The sequence below is a fragment of the Candidatus Paracaedibacter acanthamoebae genome (assembly GCF_000742835.1).
GTDB lineage: Bacteria > Pseudomonadota > Alphaproteobacteria > Paracaedibacterales > Paracaedibacteraceae > Paracaedibacter > Paracaedibacter acanthamoebae.
In genome coordinates this window covers 1361269-1387282 of record NZ_CP008941.1, presented here as the reverse complement: position 1 = coordinate 1387282, position 26014 = coordinate 1361269, and the positions used below count along the sequence as shown (strand labels likewise).

24 protein-coding genes and 1 pseudogene are annotated in these 26014 nt (G+C 41.6%); 8 read left to right on the top strand and 17 right to left on the bottom strand.

Annotated features, from left to right (window positions below):
- Positions 1 to 91: 91 nt before the first annotated feature.
- The gene (locus ID47_RS06250) at positions 92 to 1405 is read right to left on the bottom strand and encodes an amino acid carrier protein (RefSeq protein ID WP_038464936.1); all 1314 of its coding nucleotides are present in this window, start codon (positions 1403 to 1405) and stop codon (positions 92 to 94) included.
- Positions 1406 to 1434: 29 nt separating this feature from the next.
- On the opposite strand from ID47_RS06250, the gene ID47_RS12905 reads away from it, so the two are divergent.
- Together ID47_RS12905 and ID47_RS06245 are read left to right on the top strand one after the other, a co-directional pair.
- Complete coding sequence (locus ID47_RS12905) at positions 1435 to 1587, top strand: hypothetical protein (protein WP_156956683.1); 153 nt, start codon at positions 1435 to 1437, stop codon at positions 1585 to 1587.
- 105 nt (positions 1588 to 1692) lie between these two features.
- Positions 1693 to 2250, top strand: a complete 558-nt coding sequence (locus tag ID47_RS06245; protein WP_156956682.1) for a hypothetical protein — start codon at positions 1693 to 1695, stop codon at positions 2248 to 2250.
- A 69-nt stretch (positions 2251 to 2319) separates the two neighbouring features.
- On the opposite strand, the gene hpf is transcribed toward ID47_RS06245, so the two are convergent.
- Genes hpf through ID47_RS06215 form a run of 6 tightly spaced genes read right to left on the bottom strand, consistent with a single transcriptional unit; the run spans position 2320 to position 7203 of the window.
- Positions 2320 to 2880 (bottom strand): ribosome hibernation-promoting factor, HPF/YfiA family, encoded by a 561-nt coding sequence (gene hpf, locus ID47_RS06240; RefSeq protein WP_038464933.1) that lies wholly within the window; start codon positions 2878 to 2880, stop codon positions 2320 to 2322.
- Between the two features lie 52 nt (positions 2881 to 2932).
- Positions 2933 to 4294, bottom strand: coding sequence for an RNA polymerase factor sigma-54 (gene rpoN, locus ID47_RS06235; protein ID WP_038464931.1), 1362 nt, complete (start codon positions 4292 to 4294; stop codon positions 2933 to 2935).
- A gap of 9 nt (positions 4295 to 4303) precedes the next feature.
- Positions 4304 to 5053, bottom strand: coding sequence for an LPS export ABC transporter ATP-binding protein (lptB, locus tag ID47_RS06230; protein ID WP_038464929.1), 750 nt, complete (start codon positions 5051 to 5053; stop codon positions 4304 to 4306).
- Positions 5053 to 5568 (bottom strand): LptA/OstA family protein, encoded by a 516-nt coding sequence (locus ID47_RS06225; RefSeq protein ID WP_038464927.1) that lies wholly within the window; start codon positions 5566 to 5568, stop codon positions 5053 to 5055. Before ID47_RS06225 ends, lptB begins: the two co-directional genes overlap by 1 nt.
- Complete coding sequence (gene lptC / locus ID47_RS06220) at positions 5569 to 6183, bottom strand: LPS export ABC transporter periplasmic protein LptC (RefSeq protein WP_038464925.1); 615 nt, start codon at positions 6181 to 6183, stop codon at positions 5569 to 5571. It lies immediately after the preceding gene.
- A 24-nt stretch (positions 6184 to 6207) separates the two neighbouring features.
- Positions 6208 to 7203, bottom strand: a complete 996-nt coding sequence (locus ID47_RS06215) for a KpsF/GutQ family sugar-phosphate isomerase (protein ID WP_051908691.1) — start codon at positions 7201 to 7203, stop codon at positions 6208 to 6210.
- Positions 7204 to 7432: 229 nt separating this feature from the next.
- On the opposite strand from ID47_RS06215, the gene ID47_RS06210 reads away from it, so the two are divergent.
- The 3 genes from ID47_RS06210 (at position 7433) to ID47_RS13685 (ending at position 8798) form a co-directional block, all read left to right on the top strand.
- Positions 7433 to 7990, top strand: coding sequence for a hypothetical protein (locus ID47_RS06210; protein WP_038464923.1), 558 nt, complete (start codon positions 7433 to 7435; stop codon positions 7988 to 7990).
- Positions 7991 to 8197: 207 nt separating this feature from the next.
- Positions 8198 to 8419 carry a peptide deformylase gene (locus ID47_RS13690; protein ID WP_038464921.1) on the top strand — a complete coding sequence of 74 codons (222 nt, stop codon included), beginning with the start codon at positions 8198 to 8200 and terminating at the stop codon, positions 8417 to 8419.
- 43 nt (positions 8420 to 8462) lie between these two features.
- Positions 8463 to 8798, top strand: a complete 336-nt coding sequence (locus ID47_RS13685; RefSeq protein WP_051908690.1) for a peptide deformylase — start codon at positions 8463 to 8465, stop codon at positions 8796 to 8798.
- A 100-nt stretch (positions 8799 to 8898) separates the two neighbouring features.
- Here the strand turns inward: ID47_RS13685 and ID47_RS06195 are convergent.
- Positions 8899 to 11942: pseudogene (locus ID47_RS06195) on the bottom strand (efflux RND transporter permease subunit).
- Between the two features lie 9 nt (positions 11943 to 11951).
- Positions 11952 to 13106 carry an efflux RND transporter periplasmic adaptor subunit gene (locus tag ID47_RS06190; RefSeq protein WP_051908689.1) on the bottom strand — a complete coding sequence of 385 codons (1155 nt, stop codon included), beginning with the start codon at positions 13104 to 13106 and terminating at the stop codon, positions 11952 to 11954.
- A gap of 190 nt (positions 13107 to 13296) precedes the next feature.
- Here ID47_RS06190 and ID47_RS06185 point away from each other — a divergent pair, with 190 nt between their 5' ends.
- Positions 13297 to 14334, top strand: coding sequence for a hypothetical protein (locus tag ID47_RS06185; RefSeq protein WP_038464919.1), 1038 nt, complete (start codon positions 13297 to 13299; stop codon positions 14332 to 14334).
- On the opposite strand, the gene ID47_RS06180 is transcribed toward ID47_RS06185, so the two are convergent.
- The 6 genes from ID47_RS06180 to ID47_RS06155 all read right to left on the bottom strand — a co-directional run bounded on the left by ID47_RS06180 (position 14317) and on the right by ID47_RS06155 (position 20913).
- Positions 14317 to 14568, bottom strand: coding sequence for a ribbon-helix-helix domain-containing protein (locus ID47_RS06180; RefSeq protein ID WP_038464917.1), 252 nt, complete (start codon positions 14566 to 14568; stop codon positions 14317 to 14319). The two genes, ID47_RS06185 and ID47_RS06180, sit on opposite strands and share 18 nt — an antisense overlap.
- Positions 14565 to 15665, bottom strand: coding sequence for an EipB family protein (locus ID47_RS06175; protein ID WP_038464915.1), 1101 nt, complete (start codon positions 15663 to 15665; stop codon positions 14565 to 14567). The genes ID47_RS06180 and ID47_RS06175 overlap by 4 nt, the downstream gene beginning before the upstream one ends.
- Positions 15666 to 15769: 104 nt before the next feature.
- A complete protein-coding gene (locus ID47_RS06170; RefSeq protein WP_038464913.1) occupies positions 15770 to 16558 on the bottom strand; it encodes a CvpA family protein in 789 nt (262 codons plus the stop codon).
- 15 nt (positions 16559 to 16573) lie between these two features.
- Entirely contained in the window at positions 16574 to 17956 is a 1383-nt protein-coding gene (gene radA / locus ID47_RS06165; RefSeq protein WP_038464911.1) for a DNA repair protein RadA, read from the bottom strand.
- Positions 17957 to 18025: 69 nt separating this feature from the next.
- Positions 18026 to 19066, bottom strand: coding sequence for an ABC transporter substrate-binding protein (locus tag ID47_RS06160; protein WP_038464909.1), 1041 nt, complete (start codon positions 19064 to 19066; stop codon positions 18026 to 18028).
- A gap of 14 nt (positions 19067 to 19080) precedes the next feature.
- On the bottom strand, positions 19081 to 20913 hold the full coding sequence (locus ID47_RS06155) for an SLC13 family permease (RefSeq protein ID WP_038464907.1): 1833 nt from the start codon (positions 20911 to 20913) through the stop codon (positions 19081 to 19083).
- A 106-nt stretch (positions 20914 to 21019) separates the two neighbouring features.
- Here ID47_RS06155 and ID47_RS06150 point away from each other — a divergent pair, with 106 nt between their 5' ends.
- Positions 21020 to 21901, top strand: coding sequence for a TIGR01459 family HAD-type hydrolase (locus ID47_RS06150; protein WP_038464905.1), 882 nt, complete (start codon positions 21020 to 21022; stop codon positions 21899 to 21901).
- Positions 21902 to 21976: 75 nt separating this feature from the next.
- Positions 21977 to 22615 carry a guanylate kinase gene (gene gmk, locus ID47_RS06145; protein WP_038464903.1) on the top strand — a complete coding sequence of 213 codons (639 nt, stop codon included), beginning with the start codon at positions 21977 to 21979 and terminating at the stop codon, positions 22613 to 22615.
- 580 nt (positions 22616 to 23195) lie between these two features.
- Here gmk and ID47_RS06140 read toward each other — a convergent pair.
- Together ID47_RS06140 and ID47_RS06135 are read right to left on the bottom strand one after the other, a co-directional pair.
- Positions 23196 to 24521 (bottom strand): M16 family metallopeptidase, encoded by a 1326-nt coding sequence (locus ID47_RS06140; RefSeq protein ID WP_051908688.1) that lies wholly within the window; start codon positions 24519 to 24521, stop codon positions 23196 to 23198.
- Positions 24518 to 25840, bottom strand: coding sequence for a M16 family metallopeptidase (locus ID47_RS06135; RefSeq protein WP_051908687.1), 1323 nt, complete (start codon positions 25838 to 25840; stop codon positions 24518 to 24520). Before ID47_RS06135 ends, ID47_RS06140 begins: the two co-directional genes overlap by 4 nt.
- Positions 25841 to 26014: the final 174 nt, after the last annotated feature.

Genomic DNA, 26014 nt, shown 5'->3' with positions numbered 1-26014 from the left:
TAAATATGTTTTAAACCACATACATGCTCCAACCAATGATGCGTGTGTAAGGGGGAAACCAGGTAAAGCAATGTCCTCCCCCGTTCTTACGCTATTTGAACTCGATATTTTTTCTAAGTTTAATAATGCCAGCGAGATTAATCAACATCAATAGACCCCCGGAGAGAGTCATAATCAAGATAACTTTGGTCTGGTCAAAGAATGAAAAGAAGCTAAAAGCAAAAATGCCGTATATCAAATAAATTTTTTCTCCCCACTTATGGGACAAAAATCGAGAACATTTCATACCAACAGTAAAGAACGCAATGATCGTGGTAAACCCTGCTAGAAAAAAGAAGACAGCCATAAAATAGTTCATATAAGGAAAATGCATTGATAAGGCTGTTGCCACATATTCGGATGGTAATAAAACCGGTGATATGGACCATAATCCGGTGATTAGGACAACCATCATACTCATGGTGCAAACAACAATATCACTTAAAAGGGCAAAAATTGCCATACGTGCTTGGCGTTCGGGATGAATGGTGCGAGTCTCACATTGGATGGTTGCATCATACCCAATCCCAATGTCGCCAGAATAAACAGCTCTTGCAATACCGTTTTGGGCTGCCAGAATAAAGGTGCTGCCAGCGAACCCCCCAACGGCGGCATGGCCTGAAAAGGCGGATGAAAACACCGTGGATAAAACAGTGCCTAAGCTTTCTAAATTCGCCCCAATAACATAGAGACACATTAAGATATAAATAACCATGAATGCTGGCATCAAAATGGTACAGACGGTTGCCAATCGATTCACGCCGCCAAGCGCCGTATAAATGACAAGTCCAATAAGGCCGACAATAACGGCGATCTTATTGAAGTCGAAAGTATTTGTTAAAGTATCAGTGATGATGACAAACTGATAAACCTCTACACCATAAATGCACAATAAAATAGCTGCGAGTATGGGGATAGCCTTAATATTGAAGGCGCGTTGGAGATAATACATCGGGCCGCCGTCAAAACCGCCGCGCTCATTTTTAACGCGGAATTTAACGCCTAGATAGATTTCAGCATATTTGATTAACATCCCAAAAATAGAGCCAATCCATAACCAAACTAAAGCTCCCGGCCCCCCAATGAGAATGGCAGTGACTACACCCACAACATTTCCCAGGCCAATCATTCCCCCAACAGAGGCGAAATAAAGACGAAGAGGACTGACTCCCTGATCATCATGTCCCTTTTCACAATGAAGATCCTTGAGGGTATTACCAAAATTGGCAAGTATACGAAACTGAAAGAATTTAGATTTGATGGTGAAATAAAGCCCCATACAAATAACAAGGGTGAATCCAATATGACCCCAATAGAAGTCATCAATAATCATTAATATATTAAAAAACTGGTCGGCGAGGGACATCACATTACTCAAACTTAAAGGATAAACTTATGGACGTGAAAGGTGGAAAAATAGTATTAGCGCGCGCTGCGCTTGAGGAGTTTGCGTTTGAGTGCTGTATTTTTTATCATCATAAATTAGTTATGGAGCCTGAGGGAATTACTGTCAAGAAAAAACTTGCAGGGTTGAAAGTGGTTAAATAGTCATAGTGTTTAAGAATGTTGTTACTGGTTAAGTCGCCCCTTAACTTGATCTTAATTAATTACGCTATATTTAATAGTGTGGATAGCAAAAAAATGGAGGATAAAATGCGGACATTACTACTTTTTAGTATGGTTTCTATGACGGCCATAGCCTCACCTGCCCAGGCAGATACTACAATGGCAATGGAAGGATTACAAGGATCTCGATATAGCTGGATGACGGATGCTTTAGATATGCAAGGCGGTGGAACCACCCTTATCGAAATGCTTGCGGATAAAGTTATTGAGAAAATTCAAACGCGGTGGTATATGCAAGGTGAAGCATTAAAATCCTTTAAGATTGCGTTAAAAAATCCTGTATTCCGCTCTGTTGCTGATGAAGCAGCGCGGTTAGGACCGGGAAGCTATATGTCAGCATCAACCTTGATTGATGTGCAAACTCAGAACCCCCTTGTTCAGGTAGCCTTCACTAATTATGGAGCTTTGTCTGATGTGGAAGAAGTGGTTCTCGGTTATGAATTGAAAAATTATGGTTATTTTCAAAGAATTTATAACGGCGCCACCGATGCACAAGCAGCGACATTCAAGCTGTGGCGACAAGCTACCAGTCCCTTAGAAGAGCAACTTAAATATTCAGCTTCTTATAGATATGGTATTGATTAAATATAAAAATCTCATCAAAAGGGAGCCACTTGGCTCCTTTCTTTTTCCATCTTATTAGAGTGAAAGAAGCTATGATGGATCAATCCAACCCACGTTGCCATCTTGACGCCGAAAAACAACATTCATTTTTCCTGACCGTACGTTCTTAAACATCACAACAGTCTGATCCATTAAATCCATATGCATCACAGCATCACTCACGCAAACCGTTGGGACGACGGAATCCATTTCAGCAATAATGATAGGATTTTCGTCTTCCCCATTATCCTCTGATTCTGCGTTGAGGACATAGGTGAGGGCCGGGGCTTGTTCTTTCTCCACAGAACTCTCATGACGCTTGGTTTGTCTTAAGCGTGAGCGATACTTTTGGGTGCGCTTGTCCATTTTATGCATCGCCAGATCAAAGCAGCGATAGGGATCTGAATCTTCAGCGTGCGCTCTTACGATAAAATGGCGGCTAATATGGAATGCCAGATCTGTTTCAAAAGTATGAGTTGATTTTGCTAAATTCACATGAACTTCGAGGACGGCGCCAAAGTATTTTGCAACCATATCAGTGATAGATTTTTCTATATGAGCCTTAAGGCTTTCCCCAATGTCGAGATGCTTTCCAGTAATGATTGTTTTCATCGAGTCCTCCGTTCCTAAATGTAGTACACATCATAAGTATAGTGTGAACTTGTTAAAAATTAAGTACCCTTGCCATCTTTTTTCTCTCATAAGAAGAGGGAATTTGCAAGGATTCGCGATATTTTGTCACAGTGCGTCGAGCGACACTAATGCCGTATGTTTTTAACGTTGACACCAGCTGATCATCGGACAATGGTGATGATTTAGACTCCATGTCAATTAGCTTTTTGATCTGAAGTTGAATGGTTTTATTGGAGAGAGTCGGTTGCTCTTCATTTAAGGCGGTAGAGAAAAAGGATTTAAGCTCAATGACGCCGAACGGTGTCGCTGCATACTTACCGGTGACAGCTCGGCTAACAGTGCTTTCATGTATATCAACCTCGGTGGCGATATCTTTTAATTTTAAAGGGGTAAGGTAATTATGACCACGATTGAGGAAATGGATCTGATGACGAATAATGGCATTGGCTACTTTGAGCATCGTTATAGCGCGTTGCTCCAAACTTTTGACGAGCCAATTAGCGGATGAGATTTGCTTATTCATATATATTTTGTCATCAATTGATTGGCATTTATTGATAACAGCCGTAAAGGATTTTTCGTCAATAAACAGGCGGGGGTAGGCTTCTTTATTGAGTTCAGCGATCCATTGGCCATTATAGCGCCGAAATAAAAGGTCAGGGGTAATATAAATGGTGGTTTCTGTCGGAGAGAAAGCTAAACCGGGTTGGGGGCTTAGGGTCTTAATAAGATCCATTTTAGCTCTAAAAGTTTCGACATCAAGGGCACACTTTTGTGCCAACGCAAGAGGACCTTTTTCGATCAAGAGATGAAGATTGTCAAGAATGGCAGCGTAAGTTTCATTATAAAGCCCTCTATCCTTCAGTTGAAGCGCCAAGCATTCACTTAGGGTTCTGGCCCCCACCCCCACTGGATCAAGGCTTTGGATTAGATTGATTGCTTGATTCAAGATCTCTGGGCCACAGGTTTGCAGTGTCCGATCATCAGGGGGTAATCTTAAGTAACCATCTTCATCGATATGGTCAATTAAATAGGTCCCTATGTCACGGAATTTTTGATTGGGCGTCGTGATAAAAAGTTGCTGCGTTAAATGGCTCTTTAATGTGCTTGGTTGAGCATTGGTATCGTGCGTTACATCTGAATTTGGGATACGAACTTGCTGTTCTTTCCAGTAAGAGGTATAGGGATTGTCGTCGATTAAGGAATCTTGAGGGGCGGCAAAACTAGTATGGGCCGATTCTTGTTCAAGAAACGGATTTTCTAATAAGCTTTGATCAATTAGCTCTTGCACTTCGACGGTGCTCAGTTGCAATATCCGAAGGGACTGCTGCATCTGAGGCGACAGGTTGAGCTGTTGGCTTTGCTTTAAATATGTATGTAACTGAGTCTTCATATACTCAGATTACATGGAAAATCTTTCTCCAAGGTAAACGCGACGCACATCTTTTGAAGAAATAATTTCGTGGGGGGTTCCCCCTAGTAAAACCTTGCCATTGTGCAGGATATAAGCCCTGTCAACAATGTCTAAAGTCTCGCGCACGTTATGATCAGTGATTAAAACGCCAATATTTCGTTCTTTTAAATGAAATATTAACTCTCTAATTTCATTCACGGCAATGGGGTCAATTCCCGCGAGCGGTTCATCAAGTAGTAAGAATTGGGGCGAGGCCGCCAAAGCCCGGGCGATTTCAACGCGTCGTCGTTCCCCGCCGGACAAGGCCACAGCGGGCGATTGGCGTAAATGGGTCACAGAAAATTCTTCCATCAGCCGTTCCACACACTCTTGCTGATCTGTTTTATCTTCTATAAAGAGTTCAGCGATAGATCGGATGTTTTGTTCAACCGTTAGACCGCGAAAAATAGAAGTTTCTTGAGGGAGGTATCCAATTCCCAGCCGGGCGCGGCGATACATAGACATATGGGTTAAATCGATCCCATCGAGAAAAATTAAGCCACTATCGGGGTGGATTAAGCCACACATAATTGAAAAACACGTTGTTTTTCCAGCGCCATTCGGTCCTAATAAGCCGACAGCTTCGCCCCGTTGAACATGGATGCTTACTCCTCTCAGAATCGGGCGCTTTTGATAGGATTTACCTAACATTTCTGCCCACAGCCCTGGGGACTGTTCAAGTTCCTTGTGACCAGTCATTATTTTTTTGCTTTCTTATTGGCGTTAACGAATAGCCCTTCGACTTGGCTTCCTTTATTGGTAACACGATATTTTTTTGTTTTCAAATCTGCATGACCATAAGTCCCATTTAATTGATTTTGCTCATTGGTAATTTTTACATTCCCAAATAACTCAATCGTTTGGGTTGGGTGATCATAAATTGCTGTATCACACAGAATAACAGTGTCTTTATCGGTAATAACAACATGGCCATGTGCTTCAATTTTATTCAGATCGCTCTTGTTGGTTTCGCCCTTTTTTAATTGAGCGTTTTGATTCATTTTTTCAAAAAGAGCGATAAATTTTTCTGCTCTAATTGTGCGTTTGTCCGGATCGTGGGGATGTTCAGCAAAAGCGTTGCCTGTGGCGATGCAAATATTTTTCTGCTGATCACATTCCATCGTATCAGAAATAATACGGATAGTATTGTTATGTTCATTAGGTTGAGAGAGGGCGGCGGATAACATTAATAACCAAACTGTGTTTTTTAACATTTATTTGCCCTCTTTTTGAATAAGTAATTCTGGTCGCCCAATAAAGGATACCTTTTCACCTTTGTCGCTTAATTTGAACCCACCTTTTGCATAGAGCTGCCCTTGGGGGCCGGTTCCTGCAATCGGATCATGACCAAAGGCTGTGGAGGTTTTCATATCGAGCCACGCTTTTTCAGTGGTAAATTCATAGCCCGTTGTGTGGGTCAAAACCACATGGTCAATTAATTCAATTTTTTGCTGTTCCTTATAAAGGATGGCTTTATCTGATCGCAGCACCACTGTTTGGCCCGAATTCAACTTAAGCGTGAGGGTAGGCATTGTCAGCTCAACGGTCCCTTCCTTGAATTCAGTCCCCTGTTTGGCTGTCAGAGTATAGGGTTGGTTGTTTTTGTCGACGCCATCAAAATAAATATCTCTCGCCTCATTCGCTATTGAATCTTTAGGTTTTTCAGGAGAATTTTGAGCAATTGTTGATACAAGTTTAGGCGCTGGTGGGGGAGGCGACAACCATTTATAAATATTTGGCCAAAAGGCTATGGTTAAAATCAGTAAAACTGTAAGAGCTGGCAGAATACGCTTTAGTTTTTTGTTTCGCTTTGGTTGAGTGAACTTCATTATTACCTATCGTTTCTCTGACAATCATTGAATTCCAGCGCGCAGGAAATCATGCACATGAATAATACCTGTCGGTTTATTATCTACCAAGATAAACAAAGATGTAATTCTTTTATGATTCATTAACGCCAAAGCTTCTGTCATGAGCATATCGGGGGTAATGGTTAAGGGCGAAGAAGTCATAACGTCGACGGCCGATTGATGCAAAAAATTTATCCCCATGTGGCGCCGCAAGTCTCCGTCAGTTATGACACCAACCAAGACACCTTGATTGTCAATGACGCCCGCACAACCAAAGCCTTTTTGAGACATAACAATTAAAACTTCATGCATAACATCCGATTGGTTAACGAGCGGGAGCTTATCTTCACCATGCATGCATTCCTTGACTTTACGCAGCTTGCCCCCTAAGGATCCGCCAGGATGAAATGTTTTGAAATCGCAGGCCGTAAAATCGCGCGCATTTAAAAGAGCTACCGCCAAGGCATCCCCCAAAGCTAACATCATGGTTGTTGATGTTGTGGGAGCCAAACCCATAGGGCAAGCCTCGGGGTGACGGGGAACGCACAAAGGATGGGTTGAAAGTTTGTGTAAGGTGCTTTCAGGATTGCGTGTGATGCCCACCAAGGGGATATTAAATCGACGAGTAAAATCAATTAAATTGGCTAGCTCTGCTGTTTCGCCAGAATTCGATAAAGCAATGACAGCATCATCCGGCGTGATCATTCCCATGTCGCCGTGATTTGCTTCAGCTGGATGCACGAAAAAGGCTGGCTGTCCCGTGGAGGCAAAGGTTGCTGCAATTTTACGGGCTACGTGGCCGCTCTTGCCAATACCTGTTACAATCACCCGTCCTTTGATGGTAAGTAATAGGTTCACCACATGGGAGAAATGATGATCTAACTGATTAGCCAAAACATGGAGGGCGTCTGCCTCATTGGTTAGGACATCTTTTGCAGTCGCAATATGCTTATCTGTTGATTCTTTAAAGAGTGTTATTGTGCTTTGAGGTGCAGCCATAATTTAAGTCATTATTATAGGGATTATCATATATTTAATATGAGGACTTTTGTTTGTAAAATCAACAAGAGAAGGGGAGTAAAAGCATAGGACGTAAAAATCAAGAGCCATGGATAATAGAAGGGGAATATAAAAATATTGAAAGGGGAAATAAACGCATAATTAACTATATTGATCTCTATTTATAAAGAGATCTTAGGAGGTTTAATTTTTTTGAGGGGATCCAGTTATGAAAATAAAATTCATATCCGTTGGTTTAATAAGCTTAGGAATGGCTTTAGGTTTGCAGGCTATGCAAAATTCTTCAACCCCATCTGAAGACGAAATGCAGAATTTTTCTCAGCTTTTTGATGCGGCTTTGCAGCACGGTAATGCGGATTTAATCATAGAGTCCGTTCAACAAATCTTACAAAATCGATCTGTTACGGATAAGCAATATAATACATTATTGTCATATTGGCAGCGCGCTGAAGTAACTAAAAATCAGGGAATCCTGTCTTCTGAGGGGTCAGATAATAGAGTTAAGGGGGATGCCTCCCAACCAATGCAAAGTAATCGGAGTATTCGTCAACAGCCATTACCGTTTGACGATAGTATGTTTAATGAAGAAGGCCGACAAGCCATGCAGAATAATCTGGCTATTCGTCAACAGTTTGCTCCTCGAGGCGTTAACCCTCACCAAAGAGGAAGCTGGAGCCCTAACACCGAGAGAAGAAATGAAGAGACTATGGATCCTGCTTTGAAACGAATCCTTGAAAAACGTCGTCAAGTAAGTGATTCTAAATAAGCTCAGAAAATTAAAGATGAGGGGGCCTGGAGTCTCCTCAGGGAAAAAAATAAAAAGCCTCTTTCCGTTGCATCGTTGGGCTCCCTCTTATTTACCTAAGATTAATAATGAACGATTATTATCCTTTTCTATCTTCCTAATAATATAGTGGGATAAAATGAAGAGGCATATAGGTTTAAAGTAATTAGTTATATAGGAAGTGTGAGTATGGTAGACACAACTGAATCGATAACCATTGTAACTTTGGATCAAGATAGCGAGCAGCATTTGACGAGGGTTTCTCAGGATATGAAGTTAGAAAAAAATGGTTTAGAAGAGGCGCAGAAAACGATCCCTCTTTTAAAAAATACATTGAAACCTTTATTGCCTGCGGCGGGTTTGGCCGCACCACAAATTGGAATAAATCAGAATATTTTTATCTTCAGTTGAGATAGAAGTGAGGCCCATCAAATCGCCGTAATCAATCCCTCATTTGACCCCCCTCAGTGAAGAGACAGATACAAAGTGGGAAGCCTGTTTTTCCGTTATATTAGGAAAGGCCTCTTATAAACTCGTGAATATCGCTCGTTATAAAAAAATTAAGGTTAAATATATTAATGAAATGGGACAACAAATTACACAGATATTAGAAGGTTTTGCTGCTCGTGTTTTTCAGCATGAGTATGACCATTTAAAAGGCATTGTAACTGTTCATCATAAAGAGTCAGAAACTAAAATTTTTGATAATAAAGAGGAAGCACTCTCTTTCATGAAAAAAGTTAAAGAAATGGAGGCGATCAATTATATAGCGCCTCTTGATGTGTTGTAAAAATAGTAGTGCCCCCTCTTTTGAAGAGGGCAGTATACTTATTTCTTTTACAACCTTTTATTAAATAGTTTGAGGATTGCTATTAATCATGTTAACCACCTTAAGCCTTAGTAGACTTAAGGTGATCGCTGGCAATCATCACATAAAAAGTAGGCACAATGAAGATTGTAAAGAATGTCCCAATCAACATGCCGGCCACAATTGTAATCCCAATACTAAACCGACTGGCTGAGCCAGCACCCGATGCCATGAGTAGAGGGATTAATCCCACAACCATGGCGGCGGTTGTCATCATAATCGGACGCAAACGGATCATAGCAGCTTCGATAACGGCTTGTTGTTTTGTTAAGTTCTTTTCTTCTCGTAATTGGTTGGCAAATTCTACAATTAAGATACCATGCTTGGTAATTAAGCCAATCAAGGTAACCAATCCAATCTGGGAATAAATGTTCATCGTACTAAAGCCTATAAAGAGCATGAGAATTGCACCAAAAATGGACATTGGTACACTTAACATCACAATAAATGGATCTCGCAAACTTTCAAATTGGGCTGCTAACACTAAGAAAATGATAATTAAGGCAAAGATAAAGGTTTGTATTAAAGCATTCCCTTCTTGAATGTATTGGCGGGATTCACTCAAGAAGTCATAAGTGACCCCTTGAGGGAAATTTTTCTTAGCATAATTTTCTAAATAAGCAATAGCATCACCTAATTTAACCCATGGCATCGGAACAGCTTGGAAGGTAGCTGAGTTTATTTGGTTAAACTGAGTTAACTGATTGGGTTCAATGCTTACCTTCGTTGTCGCAATGGTGGACAGTGATATTTGTTTGCCCGAAGTAGTCGGAATATAGAAATCTTTTAAAGATTGTTCCGAAAGACGTTCGGCACGGGGTGCTTGGGGAATTACCTGATAACTGCGTCCCAGTAAGTTAAAGCGGTTCACGTAGTTGCCACCCATAAATGTTGACAAAGTAGTGCCAATATCTTGCATGCTAATGCCGAGTTCATTGGCTTTATCATGATTGATCTCTAATTTGATGGCTGGGCGATTGTATTCTAAGTCGCTATCCACAGCAATAAAGAGACCACTTTGACGGGCGGCTTGTTTTAACTCATCCACAAGCTGATAAATGATTTGATAATCCCCAAGGCTGTTAACAACAAATTGTACAGGCATACCCCCAGCGTTGCCGGGCAGAGGCGATGGCTGAAACACAAAGCCTTGTACCCCTGTTATTTGACCTAGATCCTCTTGAATTGATTGCTGAATGCTGTGGGTTGAGCGGGTTCTTTCCGACCATGGCTTAACAATAAGTCCGCCAAAACCACTGTTAACAGTATCCATACCGGCAATGGTGAACAATAGATCCATTTCTTCATAATGGCTAAGTTTATTAATCATTTGATCAGAATAGTATTCCATAAAATCAATATTGCCACCTTGAGGGCCTTTGGTTGCCATCATGACAATCCCCTGATCTTCTTGAGGAGCAAGTTCTTTGGAAATATGAGGCATGAATAAAGTGGTTAAAATCATAACCACCCCAAAACAGAAGACAATAAATCGTCGATTGTGAATGACTTTTTTGAGGCGCTTTTCGTAAGCTTTAGCAATATTATCAAAATAAGTTTCGACGCGGTGTGCGAACTTTGAGTCAAGCGAGTCTTTTGTTAGGATCAAACTGCACATCATCGGCGATAGGGTGAGAGCTACGATCCCTGAAATAATAACGGCCCCTGCCAAAGTAAGAGCAAACTCTCTAAATAAGGTTCCCGTCAGCCCACCCATAAAGGCAATAGGGGCATAAACAGCCACGAGCGTAATCGTCATGGACATTACGGGAATAGCAATTTCTCGCGTTCCAATCAAGGCCGCTTCAAACGGTGTTTTGCCTTCCCGCAAGTGGCGATAGACGTTTTCAACCACAACAATGGCGTCATCTACAACCAATCCGATGGCTAAGACCATGGCCAACAACGTTAGGATGTTGATACTGAATCCTAGCATAAGCAATATGGTCGCAACACCAATAATGGACAGAGGAATCGTCACAACAGGAATAAAAACCGCCCGGAAGCTGCCGAGGAATAAAAAGATAACTAAAATGACGATAAAGCTTGCTTCTAATAAAGTTTTTACCACTTCGTCAATGGATGATTGGATAAACTTAGTTGCATCATAGGCAATATTCATCTTTAAGGATGGTGGAAAATTCGGTGCAAACTGATCTAAGGTTTTTCGAATATCCTTAACAACGGTCAAAGGATTAGCCGTTGGGGTGGTCTTTATACCAATAAAGACGGATTTCTGACCATTCATTTTAACCACGGAATCATAACTTTGGGCTGCTAAATCCACTTCTGCAATATCTTGTAGCCGAATAACAGCATCACCTTTGGTTTTGATAATGATGTTGCGGAATTGATCTGCTGAGGTCAAATTTGTATTGGCATCAACGCTTTTGACCACGAGCAAACCTTTGGTCTCACCGGGGGCTGATTGATAGTTGTTGCGTTCCAACGCTGATAAAATTTCAGCGGATGAAACTTGGTTGGCCGCCATTTTCTTTGGGTTTAACCAGATGCGCATCGCAAAGGTTTGGCCTCCTAAAACTTCAACTTGGGAAACACCAAATACAGTGGCAAGACGCGGCTGAACCTGACGATTGATGTAATCTGTAATTTGTTCATTACTTAACTGATCACTCGAAAAACTAGCATAGAGAATTGAATAGGTCTCACCCGTTGTTTTTTTATGACCGGTGATTGAACTTCCCGTGGCAACTCGCTTATAATTTCCTGCACCTTTGCAGACACTTCGGTCATGGCCACATCAGGCGGGAAATTGAGTCGTATATAGGCGCTAACAATACTAACGCCAAGGCGACTTGTCGAGGTGATATAATCAACACCTTCAGCCGAGGCAACGGATCGTTGGATAGGGTTGGTTACGAACCCTTGCATCAGATCAGCCGTTGCGCCCGGATAGCTCGTGGTAACCGTGATCACCGTATTCGTGAGTTCGGGATATTGGCGCACCTGCATTGCGAAAATGGATTTAAGTCCAAGTAATAAGATTAAGGTGCTAATGACAGCGGCGAGTACTGGCCTTTTAATGAATATATCGGTAAATTTCATTGATAGCCTCTATTGTTTTGGCGTGATGGGTGGTGTGGCAGGCCCCTTATCATCGCTGATAGAAATATGTGCCCCGTTGTTTAACTTAAGTTGACCAGCTGTCACGATTTGCTCACCTGCTTTGACGCCGTCGGTGATAGCAATTCGCCCCTGACGTTGAATGCCAGTTTTAACGAATTGTTTGCGGGCAATTAATTCTTCAGCTTCATTTTTGTCCACAATATAGACAGAACTCCCATACAGCCCATAATCAATTGCTGTTTCATTGACAGTAATGGCCTTAGTATCTGTGGGAAGAACCACACGAATATCACCAAACATACCACTTTGGAGTTTATGGTTTTTATTGTCCGCTGAAGCTTGGATGGCAATATTGCGAGCATCTTTAGAGATTTGCGGGTCAATGGTTGTGATAACACCCTCGAATTCTTCATTCTTATAGGCATCCACGCTAAATATTATTTTCTGGCCAACCTTGACCACATTGGCATATCGTTCAGCAAGATTAAAGTTGATAAATAGTTTATCAGAATTCGTCAATGTAACGATAGAGGTGCCGGGCTGGAGGTAGTCTCCTAAATTGATTTGCCGAATCCCTAAATTGCCTGAAAAAGGAGCTTGGATATTCTTCTTCTCGATAACGGCGCTGGCTTGTGCGACTAAGGCTTCGGTTTCGTCGACTTTGGCTTTCTTTTCATCATATCGAGCCCTGGCTTCCACTTCGCGACTTGATAATTTCGTGGACCGATCAAGGGTCAGTTTAGAAATTTCAAGTTGAGCTTTATACCGCAGCAAGTCGGCTTGTTCGGCGGCATCATTCAGTGTAATTAGTTTTGTTCCTTCACTAACTTTATCCCCGGACTCAAAATGAATAGCGACAACGGAGCCGCCGACTTCTGGCGATATGGTTACAGCTTGAACGGCGGCAATTGTGCCAATAGATTTAATTTCTTCGGCCCATTCCGATTCTTGTGCTGTTTCCACATTAACCATGACGCTCGGGGGCTTCATATTCGACAAAATTATGACAGGAATAAGTTTATATCCAATGGCCAAACCGACAATTACTACGAACCATTTTATCGGTGTTTTGAAGAGTTTGTAGTACCGGATTGCTCGGCGCAACAGATGGTGGAAAGAGTTTTTGACAGATACAGGAGCCATTGCGTCTTACTTTCTAATTAATTCATTTAAACCAGTTTAGCGGTTATTTGCTTTGATTTCTAGCTACCTTTATGATAATAATTTATTTTTTTGATCGAAATTATAATAAATATTAGTTGTAGATTAATTTCTATTGTTTACAATAATCAAAATATCTTTTGCTTAATGGTTATAGTGATAGGGGTTATTTGTGATTAGATTGGTATCAATTTTTACTTTGTGGATGTGCTTGATAGCCAGCAATGCTGGTGTAAGGGCGGCCGATTCAATCCTTTTAGAAGAGTGGGAAGGGATGGTCAATCCAACAATGAGAGAATTGGATCAGGTGCAATCGATTAGTGAGATGATAACTCAAATTTATAATTGCTTGCAGGCAGGTATTGCTACCGAGGAAATTTCTGTCATTCTGGATGTGGATGGAACCTTAACCAATCAATCTGATCCCACTTATCTTAACCCACAGGATACTATTTTAGAAAGAGGAGCGGCGGTCCCCTTTGTTTGGTGGCTTATCCGACAAAAAATAAATGTTATTTTTTCCAGTGCTTGGCACAGAGTAATTTATGGCGAGCCCCTCGCTGGCTTTAAAGAAACCTTAGGGCGTCTAGAAAAGCTAGGCTTTAAAAGCTTACTTGCAGAAATGCCTGTCGTTCATTATGAAGAAGGGGAAGAAAAAAATTTACTTGTAATGGCCTCAGGTCATGCGGTGTCTGTTAAGGATCCAGCAGCGACCGTTGCGCCAGGCTCTTCAAGAAAAGATATCTATTATCGCCAAAAAGCATATGCTCTCTATTATTTTAGCAAAGATATAGCAAGCAAGACTAAAGCAATATTTTTTGCAGATGACAGCAGAGGCAATACAGATAGATTTAAAGCCGATATCCTAGACTCTTGGCGCTCTCTTTATCCGAATCTCCAAGAAATATCCATTTATACATTGACCGATAAACTGACGGAGGTGGATCCCTGGCATCAAATTCTTGGCATAATCCACGAGGTAGGCAAGTTGAAAGAGATAGGTGCTTTGGTCGCACCAGTGCCTGTTAGGGAAGAGAAAATTCTAGCGAAAAAAGATATGTTTGCTTGTGAAGAAGGTGTGCCTTCTACATTACTTTCAACAGATTGCGGTTCACTCTTACGAAAGAGTGCTGATGCTTTAAGCTCGACTACAGAGAGTAATTTACAAACAATTTTATCCCCTCGCAGAGCTTTAATCTCCTCGCAATAGGGGAGTTTTGCTTTGATTGATGAAATATCGGAGAATGAAGACTCTTAGACTGCCTGATAAGTTATGAGGAGAGTTGCTTTCTAAACGATAACGATCAACCTCAAGAACTAATTGGCGGACTGATTTGTTTTGTTGTTCTGCGATGTGTTTGAGTGCATCCCAGAACTCTTGTTCCATTGTGATGGACGTTGAATGTCCAAATAAATCAATGGATTTTTTAACAATGGCGGTCATGAGGGTGATTTGCTAGCCGCATAGAAGTCAATTTTTTCCAAGGTTGCTTTGACCTGAAAAGCCCCATAATCCAATGTCATTTCTTCCACCACTCCCGAATCTAACACTTTCTGCTCCATTTCATAATCGGGTTCAGGGCTCTTGCTGCCGGGGGCATAAACAGCTAAGCGCATGGGCCACTGATTCTTGTTTAAAATATTCTGGTCCGTTTTAATTTTCAGTTTTGTGGGTTGCGGTGCGCCTAACAGAGTATCCACATTAACAGCTTCATGTGTTTCACTGCTGCCATCAAATACGATATCCGACACAACAGATTGGCCAGTTTTAGCCATTTCAAGGCAATGAATTAAGTGGTGCAGAGGGAAAACCGTTTCGTAAGGCGTCGTCACTTGAGAGAAAGTAGGACGCGTATAAGTAATACGGGTAATCCTGGCCTCATCATCTTTTAAGGCTTCCCCTTTAATCACTTCTTCTTGTTCCCCATTCCGGAGCGTGCGGGAGTTAAATCGATATCTTTTGCCGTCATAGGTTTGCCAGGTGGCTAAGTTTGTAATAATGAGTTCGCCTTCGCCATCGCCATTATAGATAATTAATGTAGAATTTTGCTCAAAAACGAGGCCGTCTCCTGTATCATAGACATTAATTGTCATCTCGCCAGTTGCATCCGAAATATCATCTCCATAATTTTTTTCTAATTTAATTGTATATTTTGCTTTATGGGGAACAATTGTCTGATGATAAAAGTAACCAGACTTTTCAATTTTCTCAGAGGTATTGTTTTCAGGTGCTTTTTGAGATGCAATCTCAGTTAGTTCGGGTTTAGAGGTGGTCGTTTTAAGAGGATCTTGAGTGGTAGACGACTTTGATTGGAAGAAACGGTTAAGTGTTCCCCACACCCCTAAGCTTGGCGCCTCGCGATCTATCGTTTGTGTGTTTTCTTTTAAGTTAGCTTCAGTTTTTACAGGCGTCATTGATACTTTGGATCCGGCCCAATAATTTTTGAGCGACTGCCATAAAGGAGGGGGAGGGGAGGATTCAGCAACGACAGCAGAAGAGGTTAGTAGTGATATCAATGAGATGCGTAAAAAAACGCGCATAAATAAACCTGAAATTTTAATGAGTTAATTCCAATTTAATCTAATCATTTTATTGGGTAAAAACAATAAAATTCGGGATAAAAACTCTGTAATAATTTTGACTGTTACTCAGAGGTTTCAATTAACCGATCTAGTTCACGTTGTTGGCGATTGTCGTAAACGCCTTCAGACTTTAATTGCGTTGCCTGAGGTTTTAGCGATGATAAACCTTCCATTGTTTTTTCTGGGTCATGTTGTTCCGGACTTAAGACTGTTTGTTTTTGACTGCGCGGCGGGGTCATACCTTTTAATAAATCTTGAGGATTATTTTTCAGGACAGAGGGATGAACGGGGACAGGAAGAATAACCAGATCATTGACACTTCCCGCCATGGGAGCAATGCCTTGGAGCTTTTGAGTTTGAGACGCGATCATATTTCGGGCGTTAAGGGGTAATAAGCTCACGATTTCATCCGAACCATTGCGAACCATCGCGATGAACCGAGCGTGCTGAATAGTATCGGATTGCTTGTCTCGATGGATAAATAGGCTGAAAATGATTTCTACTATGCAAATAGCAAAAACACCTCTGAATATACCAAAAGCAAGCCCAAGGGATCGATCTAATCCACCCATCATACTGTCTTTCACCGCATTGGATATGGCGACAGTAATGATGCCAAAAATGACCAAAAATACGATAAACAAAATAGCTCCCGTTATACCATCTGCAATCATAGGATTGGCAATATGTTCCCGCGCTATACCAGACGCACTTGGATATAACGTATAAGCAGCCAGCGCAGATCCTGCCCAGGTAAATAAGCTAAGGACTTCTTTAGTAACGCCGCGGATAAGCCCCATAAGGCAAGAGAGTGTCATAATTCCCAGAATGGCAAGATCAATTGAGTTCATCTTAGTCCCTTTTGTCTACACAAATTTTACTTTACTATGATGGGGATTCTTAAAAATGTCCATCATTTCGATGAGATAGTTAAGAGGGGTAATGGCTAGATCTGAGCTTTGACCCCCTTTCGACAATTTACCACAGAAACCGACAGCAAATCCAAGTTTTGATGCTTCTTTTAAACGAAGATCAGATTGACTGACGGCCCTTACTTCACCCGAAAGACCAATTTCGCCAAAAAAGACAGATTTTACCGGTGTTGGGGTATTGCTGAGGGTTGAGGCTAGCGCTGCTGCAACAGCCAGATCTGATGCGGGTTCGCTAATTTTCAAGCCACCCGCGACATTTAAAAATACATCTTTATTGGCAAAGGATAATCCACATCTTGATTCCAAGACAGCAATAATCATGGCTAAGCGGTTGCTATCCCAGCCAACAGAGGTGCGGCGGGGAGTGGCTAGGTGAGAGGGGGCGACCAACGCTTGAACTTCAATTAAAATAGGGCGAGTCCCCTCAATGCCTGCAAAAATTGCAGAACCACTAACGGGATAGTCATGTTGGTTAAGGAATAAGGCCGATGGATTGGGAACTTCTTGTAAGCCAAGGTCAGTCATTTCGAACACACCGATCTCATCCGTCGGACCAAATCGATTCTTGACGGATCTTAAGATTCTGTAATGATAATTGCGTTCGCCTTCAAAATACAACACTGTATCAACCATATGTTCAAGGACGCGCGGACCGGCAATAACCCCTTCTTTCGTTACATGACCCACCAGGATAACAACCACGCCCTTAGATTTCGCATACGCAATAAGTTCTTGGGTGCAAACACGCACCTGAGAGACAGTACCAGGTGCAGAGTCCACATCGGCATTTGTCATGGTTTGAATAGAGTCAATAATTAGCAATTTGATAGGGTTTTCAAGGTTATCAAGCGCCGCTAAAATATCTGATACGCTGGTAGCAGAGGCTAAATGTAAGTTATCTGAATTAGCAACACCCAGGCGTTTTGCCCGCATGCGAACTTGGCCAACGGCTTCTTCGCCTGACACATAGGCACAGCTATAATTCTGTGAAAACTTTGAAACCACTTGTAATAAGAGGGTGGATTTACCAATACCGGGATCTCCCCCCACGAGCAAGACACCGCCGGGAACCAGGCCACCGCCACATACGCGATCAAATTCAGCCATATGAGTTAGAAGTCGATCAGTCTCAATGGTTTCTGATTCAATAGAAACAAATTCTAGGTTTGTCCGTTTTGCTGTGACCGGTTTCTTGGAAACCTGCATCGCCTCTTCTTGAAGCGTATTCCATGCACTACAGCCTTCACATTTGCCACCCCATTTGGAATGAACCGTACCGCAGTCTTGACAGACGTATTTGAGGGATATTTTTGCCATGCACCAATCATCTTTGATTTTAGGGGGTAAGTCAACGCTCTCAAGGATCACAGGCTAAAAAATATTATTTTAATCGGCTGGGTTCGGATTTTCCCAGTATTTATTGGCAGCGCGTGCAAACGCTTCATAAATGGGTGGTAGAATTAAATCAAATTGACCACGCATATAAATGGTAAATTGTTGGGGGTGAGTGATAGGAATATCCGTGGGCGCAACTTTATCCCGTAAGATTTGCAAGGCCATTTTTGCTGCCATTTCACCCTGTTCAAACGGAGACGTGGCCACTGCAAATTTAGCGCCGTCTTCAACCGTAAAACCATTCACCCCAATGATCGGAATCTTTGAATTCTCCAATGTCCATTTGATAATTTCTTCAGGGGGAACTAATCTTCCGCTCTCATCATATATTTTGCGATAGTTTGAGATGATCAAAAAATTGGTGAGGGTGGGGGCAAGGATAACAGCCTTCTTCCAATCTCGATAGGAATGAACCAAGACAGACGGCATAACCTTTATGTCTTTCCATTCGGTATCAAAATTGTTAATAAACTCATCGTCAGCTTGCACGGTCCCTGAATTATCGGATAAATGCATGATTTTGATGTCTTGAATTTGAGGGTTATTGGCTTTTATTTCTTTGAGAGTATCTCTTAACCCTTGTAAGGGAAGCCGTTCTACAATGCCTGTAACGTTTTGCGCATTTTCATAACCATAGGCTTCGGGAGTGGCATTGATTCCAGAAAAGACAATTTTAATGGTGGGGTGGTCAATATAATGCCTCGCCACGTATTCCTGAGCATCATCATCAACTGCAATAATGATGTTCGGCTTGATTTCATCAATGATGCGCCGGGCGACAATACCCGCTCGTACTTTATTGTCTTCGGCTGGATAGTTCTTAGTGTCCATATAATGCCACCGTAGACTATATGATCCCTTCGATATCAAACCTTTTTTTAATCCTTCGTCAACATCTCGAGTCCAAGAATAATCAGCATTATAACTGTGCAGGATTAAAATGATCGGTTTGTGGACGTTATAAAAAATTGATAGAGCTAAGAACCCCACAATAAATGTGTAAAAGAGAATATTTTTAATTGTCCTTTTCATGTTTCATCCCCTTCCTACATCAATCCTAATGATTTCCAATATGGAATAGAGATGTAAAAGGCGCCTATTTTTATTACCCCCACAAAGAAGTTATAGATAATAAATTTATGTCGATCATAAAAAAGACGGTTATCTATTAAGCCAGCTTCTTCAAACATAATATAAAAAGAATTTTGATAAGGGACAAACCACATATCGGCTGCGACCAGAATGATAAAGGTTACAAGCCAGGGATTAACACCTTCATTAGCCGCCAAGGGAATGAACGTTGTACTTAAGAGAACAATCGCTGGGGCGATGGGCAGAAAAATTCTGGCTATTAAGGTAATCACGCCTATATAGGTGAGAAATAGCGTGGGAGAGGAAGTAGTCGACGTAATAATTTTTAGGAAGTTGGCAATCCATGCATCCATCCCAAGATACTTAATTGTCGCCGTAATGCTGACGGCTGCTGCCATGAAAATTAAAAATGGCCAGTCTACGTCTCGCTGGAATTGATTTTTAGAAATTAGACCAAATCCAACAGTGCAAAACATGATAAACAACGTGACGAAAGAAGGATGAATTTTGTGAAGACTATTGGTTAATAGCCCGACAGTGACGAAGATCATCCCCCCAATCGCAAAAATTTCTTCTTTTCTAAGATGGCCTAACACTTGCGATTGTTCTGCAAAAAGATGTTTTTGAGTGAATTTTTTTTCACACAGCAGCATGGTGATTAACATAAAACCAAAGTAACCGATGGCAACAGTAATGCCGTAAATACCGGCAGCTTTTAGCCAGCCAAACCATTGGAATTGATCCTGTTCCTGAACAGGTAACAGTCCCAAGATAACAAAATTCATCAGGGAACTGGATAAAATAACATTAGCAAAAATAGAGCAACCAAAAAATGCAGAAGCAGCAAATTGAACACTTAAAAAGCTTTTTTCATTGATTTTGAGGCTATGGAGCATTTTTGAAACAACCGGCGTTACCAACACACAACGGCTGGCAATAGAGGGAACCATGGGGGTTAGTATGGTTCCTATTAGAAAGATAACTAGATTAAGGCCTAACATTGAGTGGGATGCAAAGTTCATCAAATAGATGGCAACTCTATGAGTGAGGCCGGAGGTGGTAATGAGAATGCTAATAACAAAGACAGACATAATTAGCACAAACGTTTCGGATGATAATCCACTGAGGACCACACTGGTGGGGGCAAGACCAAATATCAAGGTTGACATTAATAGGAAAACACCCGGAATGAATTCAGGAAAGAGCCGAAACATCCACATGGAGACAGAGCAGCTTAAAAATGACAAGAATAAGCGGCTTTCAGGTGTAATGCTGGCAAGCTCCAAAATTTGAAAAACGGCAAGGGGGACTAATAGCGTGAACAACCATCCAAAAATTTCTGTATAACTTGTGTGGGAGAGCGAGGATGTTGTTTTAGGGGCGATTATAGCTAGTTTTTCTTTTGTTAAAAGTTCACTAAAGGAGGCAAAAAAACTGTCAGAAAAGCTTTTTGTATGGCGATCCAGGTTTTTAAAACTTGCTTTAGGAATAATGTAAATTTCGCTGGTTTTTTTGGCAACGGCCGTTGCCAGGTATCGGTGAGTGCCAAAATAAACTTCTTCGCCAAAACTGTCGCCCGGCACTTTAGTTTGATGATGGGTATCGGTCAAGATATTAACCTCTCCTGACGCCAAAAAATAAATGAGCTCGCCTCGGGCGTCCTGCATATATATGGTTTGCCCTTCCGGAATAGTTATTTTTTCACTCGTGCTTATAATATCAGCTTTTTCCGTGGGATAGAGGTTATTCAAAAAAGGAGACTGATCAATAATTTGGGCGAGGTTCATGAGAGTATGCTTTCAAATTAACTTAATTTATTCTCATCTTTTTTCTATTAAAAAATACTTAAGGCTGTTTATTTTTTGTTAAGATTTTGAGCTTATTCTTATTGGTATGAAACAGAAAACTTTCTTCCCATATAAGCCTTTGCAAGGGCACGAATTAACAGGTCTTTCGGACGTGGTCGCTGATTATGATGTTTTCATCATCGATTTATGGGGCGTGATTTATAATGGCAAAAAGGTCTTTGAGGCCGCCTATGAAGTGCTTGTTAAGTTAAAAGACTTAGGCAAGATCGTTTATCTAACGACCAATAGTCCTCGTTCCAAAGATCACGCCCTTAAAGTCCTAGAAAAAATGGGGTTGGATTATTCTTTATTTTCGGAATTAATTACAGCTGGCCAAAAAACGTTAGAATTGTTTGAAATGAACATTATCGAACCAGAAAAAAAACGACCTCTCCACACAGTGTTTATCGATCATAACAACTTATGTACCTGGGCTACGCGTGCTGGTCTTATGGAGAGTGAAGATGTGGAGAAGGCAGATATCATTCTGGCGATCCATATGGATGAAAGTCTTTTAATACCAGATCCCTATGTTCCCTTGTTTAGACAGGCTATTGATCGAGATTTGCTTTTTGTTTGTGCTAACCCTGACAAATACATCATGGAATATGATATAAAACGGGCCAGAGTTGGAATACTTAGTGATTTGTATCGAGCTATGGGAGGCCGCGTTATTGAGGTCGGTAAGCCGCATCCAATTATGTTTGAAGAGGTAATGATGGCGCATTTAGGAAAATCGACGTTATTGATTGGGGATTCCTTGGTGACGGATATTCGGGCGGCTCAATATATTGGAATCGATAGTTTGTTGATTACGAACGGATATCACCGGGAAGAATTCCATTCTGTGGATGAGGTGAAAAGGGGGGCTATTTATGAAACATACGGGATTGCTCCGACGTATATTTGTGAAGAGTTGTTTTGGTAAGTAAATTTAGTATAGACTAAGCACCATATACTCTGTGCCTTTAGACTTAAAACGCCTTATTGTGGACTATACTCAATGACAATTCTTTCCATTCCCCGCCGCGGTTTTATGCTATGTTTATCCTCTCCGTCAGGGGCAGGTAAAACGTCAATTTGCAGTCGGGTGCTTGACTTAGATCCTCAAACCACCCTGTCTGTTTCTGTCACCACAAGACCAATGAGACCTGGCGAAGTTGATGGTGAGGATTATTTCTTTGTTAGTTCAGACAAATATAAAGAGATGGTCGCTAACGGCGATTTATTGGAACATGCCACTGTTTTTAATCATGGGTATGGGACGCCAAAAGACTTCGTCTTTGATTCCTTATCCATGGGGAAAGATGTTTTGTTTGATATCGATTGGCAAGGAACTCAGCAGTTATCCCAACTGGCTCGGACTGACTTGGTTAGCATTTTTATCCTGCCCCCTACCACTCAAGTTTTAGAACAGCGGTTACGAACGCGAGCCCAAGATCCAGAAGAGGTGATTCAGTTGCGGATGTCTGAGGCTAACCAAGAAATAAGCCACTGGGCGGAATACGATTATGTGATCGTCAATAATTCCTTAGAGCATAGCGTCGCGCAAGCGCGGTCTATTATCACGGCTGAGCGACTCAGGCGCACCCGCCAAATCGGACTCACTCATTTTGTTAATGGTCTGCGTGGGATAGAGTAAAGAGGAGGTGGAGAATTACTGCTCTGTCATCCTAGTTATAGACACTCTTTTTTCCGGCCTAGCTTATAACTCTTTTTCCCGGCTGTCCTTGATCTCTGTTTCTCTTCCCGGCCCAAGAGCTAAGAAAGGAACCCTCTTTCCGGGCAACCGAAGGGCGACCCGGAAACCATGCCTAGATTTTAAGGGCAGTCTGATTTTATCACAGCTAGATCTGTTTAAAGCTTGTTAGCCCCCACCCCCAGGAATGGATTTCGGCTCAAGGCCGGAATGAGGGAGAGGGATTAAACCCTTTTACAAATTTTTTCTCTCTTCCCGGCCGAAGAGCTAAGAAAGGAATCCTCTTTCCGGGCAACCGAAGGGCGACCCGGAAACCATACCTAGATTTTAAAGGCAGTCTGATTTTATCACAGCTAGATCTGTTTAAAGCTTGTTAGCACCCACATACAGGAATGGATTCCGGCTTAAGGCCGGAATGAGGGAGAGGGATTAAACCCTTTTACAAATATAATATCAAGTTTCCGGATCGCCCTTCGCTTGTACGGAAAAAGTGTTTTTTGCAAACCCCCTTTTCCCTTTCAATTTACCTTGCCGGATGAACTTCAGAATAGACCGCTAATTCTGTCCCCAAGATATCTTTAATGGCGGCATCGACTTGTTCAACAGTGACGGCGCGGATCTTATCTGGATAAGATTCCACTTCGTTGACGGAAAAACCAAAGGCAAGGCGTTTGAATGCATTGATAGCACCACTGTTGCCGTCACGGGCAAACGCAAGGCCGGCTAAAAGATCTCGCTGGGCGGTTTTAAGTTCAAGTTCTGTCACACCTTTATCCACTAGTAATTTTAATTGTTCTTCAACAGCGGCTTTAAGCTCTTCTGGTTTATGAGCAGGGTGAAGGGTGGCAGTGATTTCAAAATGTTTTGGATCAATAGATTCATCCTCATAATGAGCATTCGCTTCGAGAGCGATCCCTTTTTTATCGACGAGTTCTTTATAAAGACGACTATTGGCATTACCACCCAAAATTTGTGATAAGACAATCAAGGGATAATAATGTGATCTTTGCTCTGATTGATGATTGGGAGCCCGATAATACCAATCAAAGTTGACAAAACTAATACGGGGACTTTTGATAAAAATCTTTTGTACGACCCCCTTGTCCACAGGATCTTTAAGACGCATGTGGGCTGGAAGTGGGCGCGCTGGCGTGCCCCCAAAATGTTTTTTAACCATAGGCAATAGTTTATCGATGGTAATGTCGCCTGAAATAATCAACACTGCGTTATTGGGCGTATACCATTTATTATAATGATCTTTTGCTGCCTCATTGGTATAGGCTGCGATATGTTGAGGATAACCAATTGTGGGAATGCCATAAGGATGATACTTAAATAAGGCTCGTAGAATGGTTTCATAAGCTGCCCCCAGCGGGTTGTTATCTAAACGCATGCGACGTTCTTCCATAACAACTTTTTGTTCAGCTTGCGTCTCTTTTTCATCAAAGACAATATTGGACATACGATCGGCCTCTATTTCTAAGACCATATCTAAATGTTCAACAGCAATATCACAGGTATAAACTGTTACATCGGGGGTGGTATAAGCATTGATCATTCCACCTTTGCTGATGATGCGTTCTTTAAATTCCCCTGCCGGTACTTTCTTGGTGCCCTTAAACATAAGGTGTTCTAAAAAGTGAGAAAGACCAATCATGTCACTCGGGTCGTCAGCTGTTCCTATTTTATAAGTCAGAGCAATCGATACCACAGGGGCGAGGTGATTTTCTATGAGAACAATCTCTAAACCATTATCGAGTTTTGCCGTTTTCGGTTTAAAAATTTCTGAGTGTGCCGATGTCGATAGTGCAAGCATAACTGATAGACCTATGGTGTAAAGTTTTATCATTTTTTAGCGCCTTTGGACTGAGGAAGACCTTCCGGTTTCCCCACGATAATAAATGATAATTTATCGGGTTGAATTAAGTTTTTAGCGAGACGGTTAATATCTTCTAGGGTAACGCTCCGAATCATTTCATTCCGCTTATTAATAAAATCTGCCCCCAGATCATCTTGTTGATAGTTATTTAAAAGACCAACAATTTGAGGCGTGGAGCTGAATCCCAGGGGAAAAGCGCCGGTCAACCGTTCGATAACAAAGTCCATTTCCTTTTGGCTTACGCCTTTTTCTTTGACCTTATGCCATTGTTCCCGAATAATTTCAACGACTTGACCTGCATTAGCATTGGCAGTGGCGGTGGACCCCACAGTATAGTCCGTGTGTTGAACCCAGCGTAAATCGCTATCAATCCCATAAGCGAGCCCCCGATTTTCACGGACTTCATCCCACAAACGAGATTTGAAGCCACCATCCCCTAAGATTTTATTCAGGACATAGGCCGCATAAAAATCTTTATCTTGACGCTTAATGCCAGGCTGATAGAATAGGATAACACTTTGGGGGATATCCATATGAACGACTGTAATGTCCCCTGTATAGATAGGCTGAATGTCCTTGATTGTGTTAGGAACAGCATTTGCAGGAAGATCTTTTAATGCAGTATCAAGATGCTTTTTTAAGTCATTAATCGAGATATCGCCGGCTGAAGTAATTTTAATTTGGTCACGGGCCAACCGTTCTTTTAAATGTTTTTGAATATCCTCTTTCTTGATTTTTTTAACACCTTCAATTTCTAAGTTTGTACTGCGACCATAGGGATGGGACTTAAAGGCTTGTTGATTAAATGTATCAGAGACCACTTGACCCTCTGAATGAAGGCTTTGATTTAATCCTGTTAAAATTTGTTCTCGAACGCGAGCCATAGCATCGGCATCAAACCGGGGGGCTATTAGAATCATTGTGAGTATATCAAACAAATCTTTAATGTTGTCTTTTGTACTGCGGAGCGTTATAAAAACTGAATCGGAATTTTGGGAAATTGACAATCGAATATTTTTTTCCAAAAGTAAGGCTTTAAAGTTCCCTGAATTGTAAGAGCCAGCCCCTTCATCGAGCATCCCACACATAAATTCAGTCAAACCTGCTAAGCCTTCAGGATCATTTTTATCGCCAGCATTCCGAAAGCATATGGAAATGGTGAGGACAGGAATGTCGTGTGTCTCCACATGCCAACCTGTTAGCCCCAAATCTGTCTTATAATCAATGACTTTGACAGGGGAAGGGGTAATAACAACTGGTTTTTGTTCCGCATGAAGAGATTGAGTCATTAGGGGGGTTCCTATTATCAGAGTAAGCGAAAGAGCTGAAAGTTTATATCCGAATTGGATGAGCCTGCGTAACCGTCCATGGGTCCTAGAGCCTGTGAAGGAATTTGATGTTATGGACTTTTGTCTTTGTGCGGCACTCGACTGAGGATAAAAGGGATATCCAAACATCCTGCA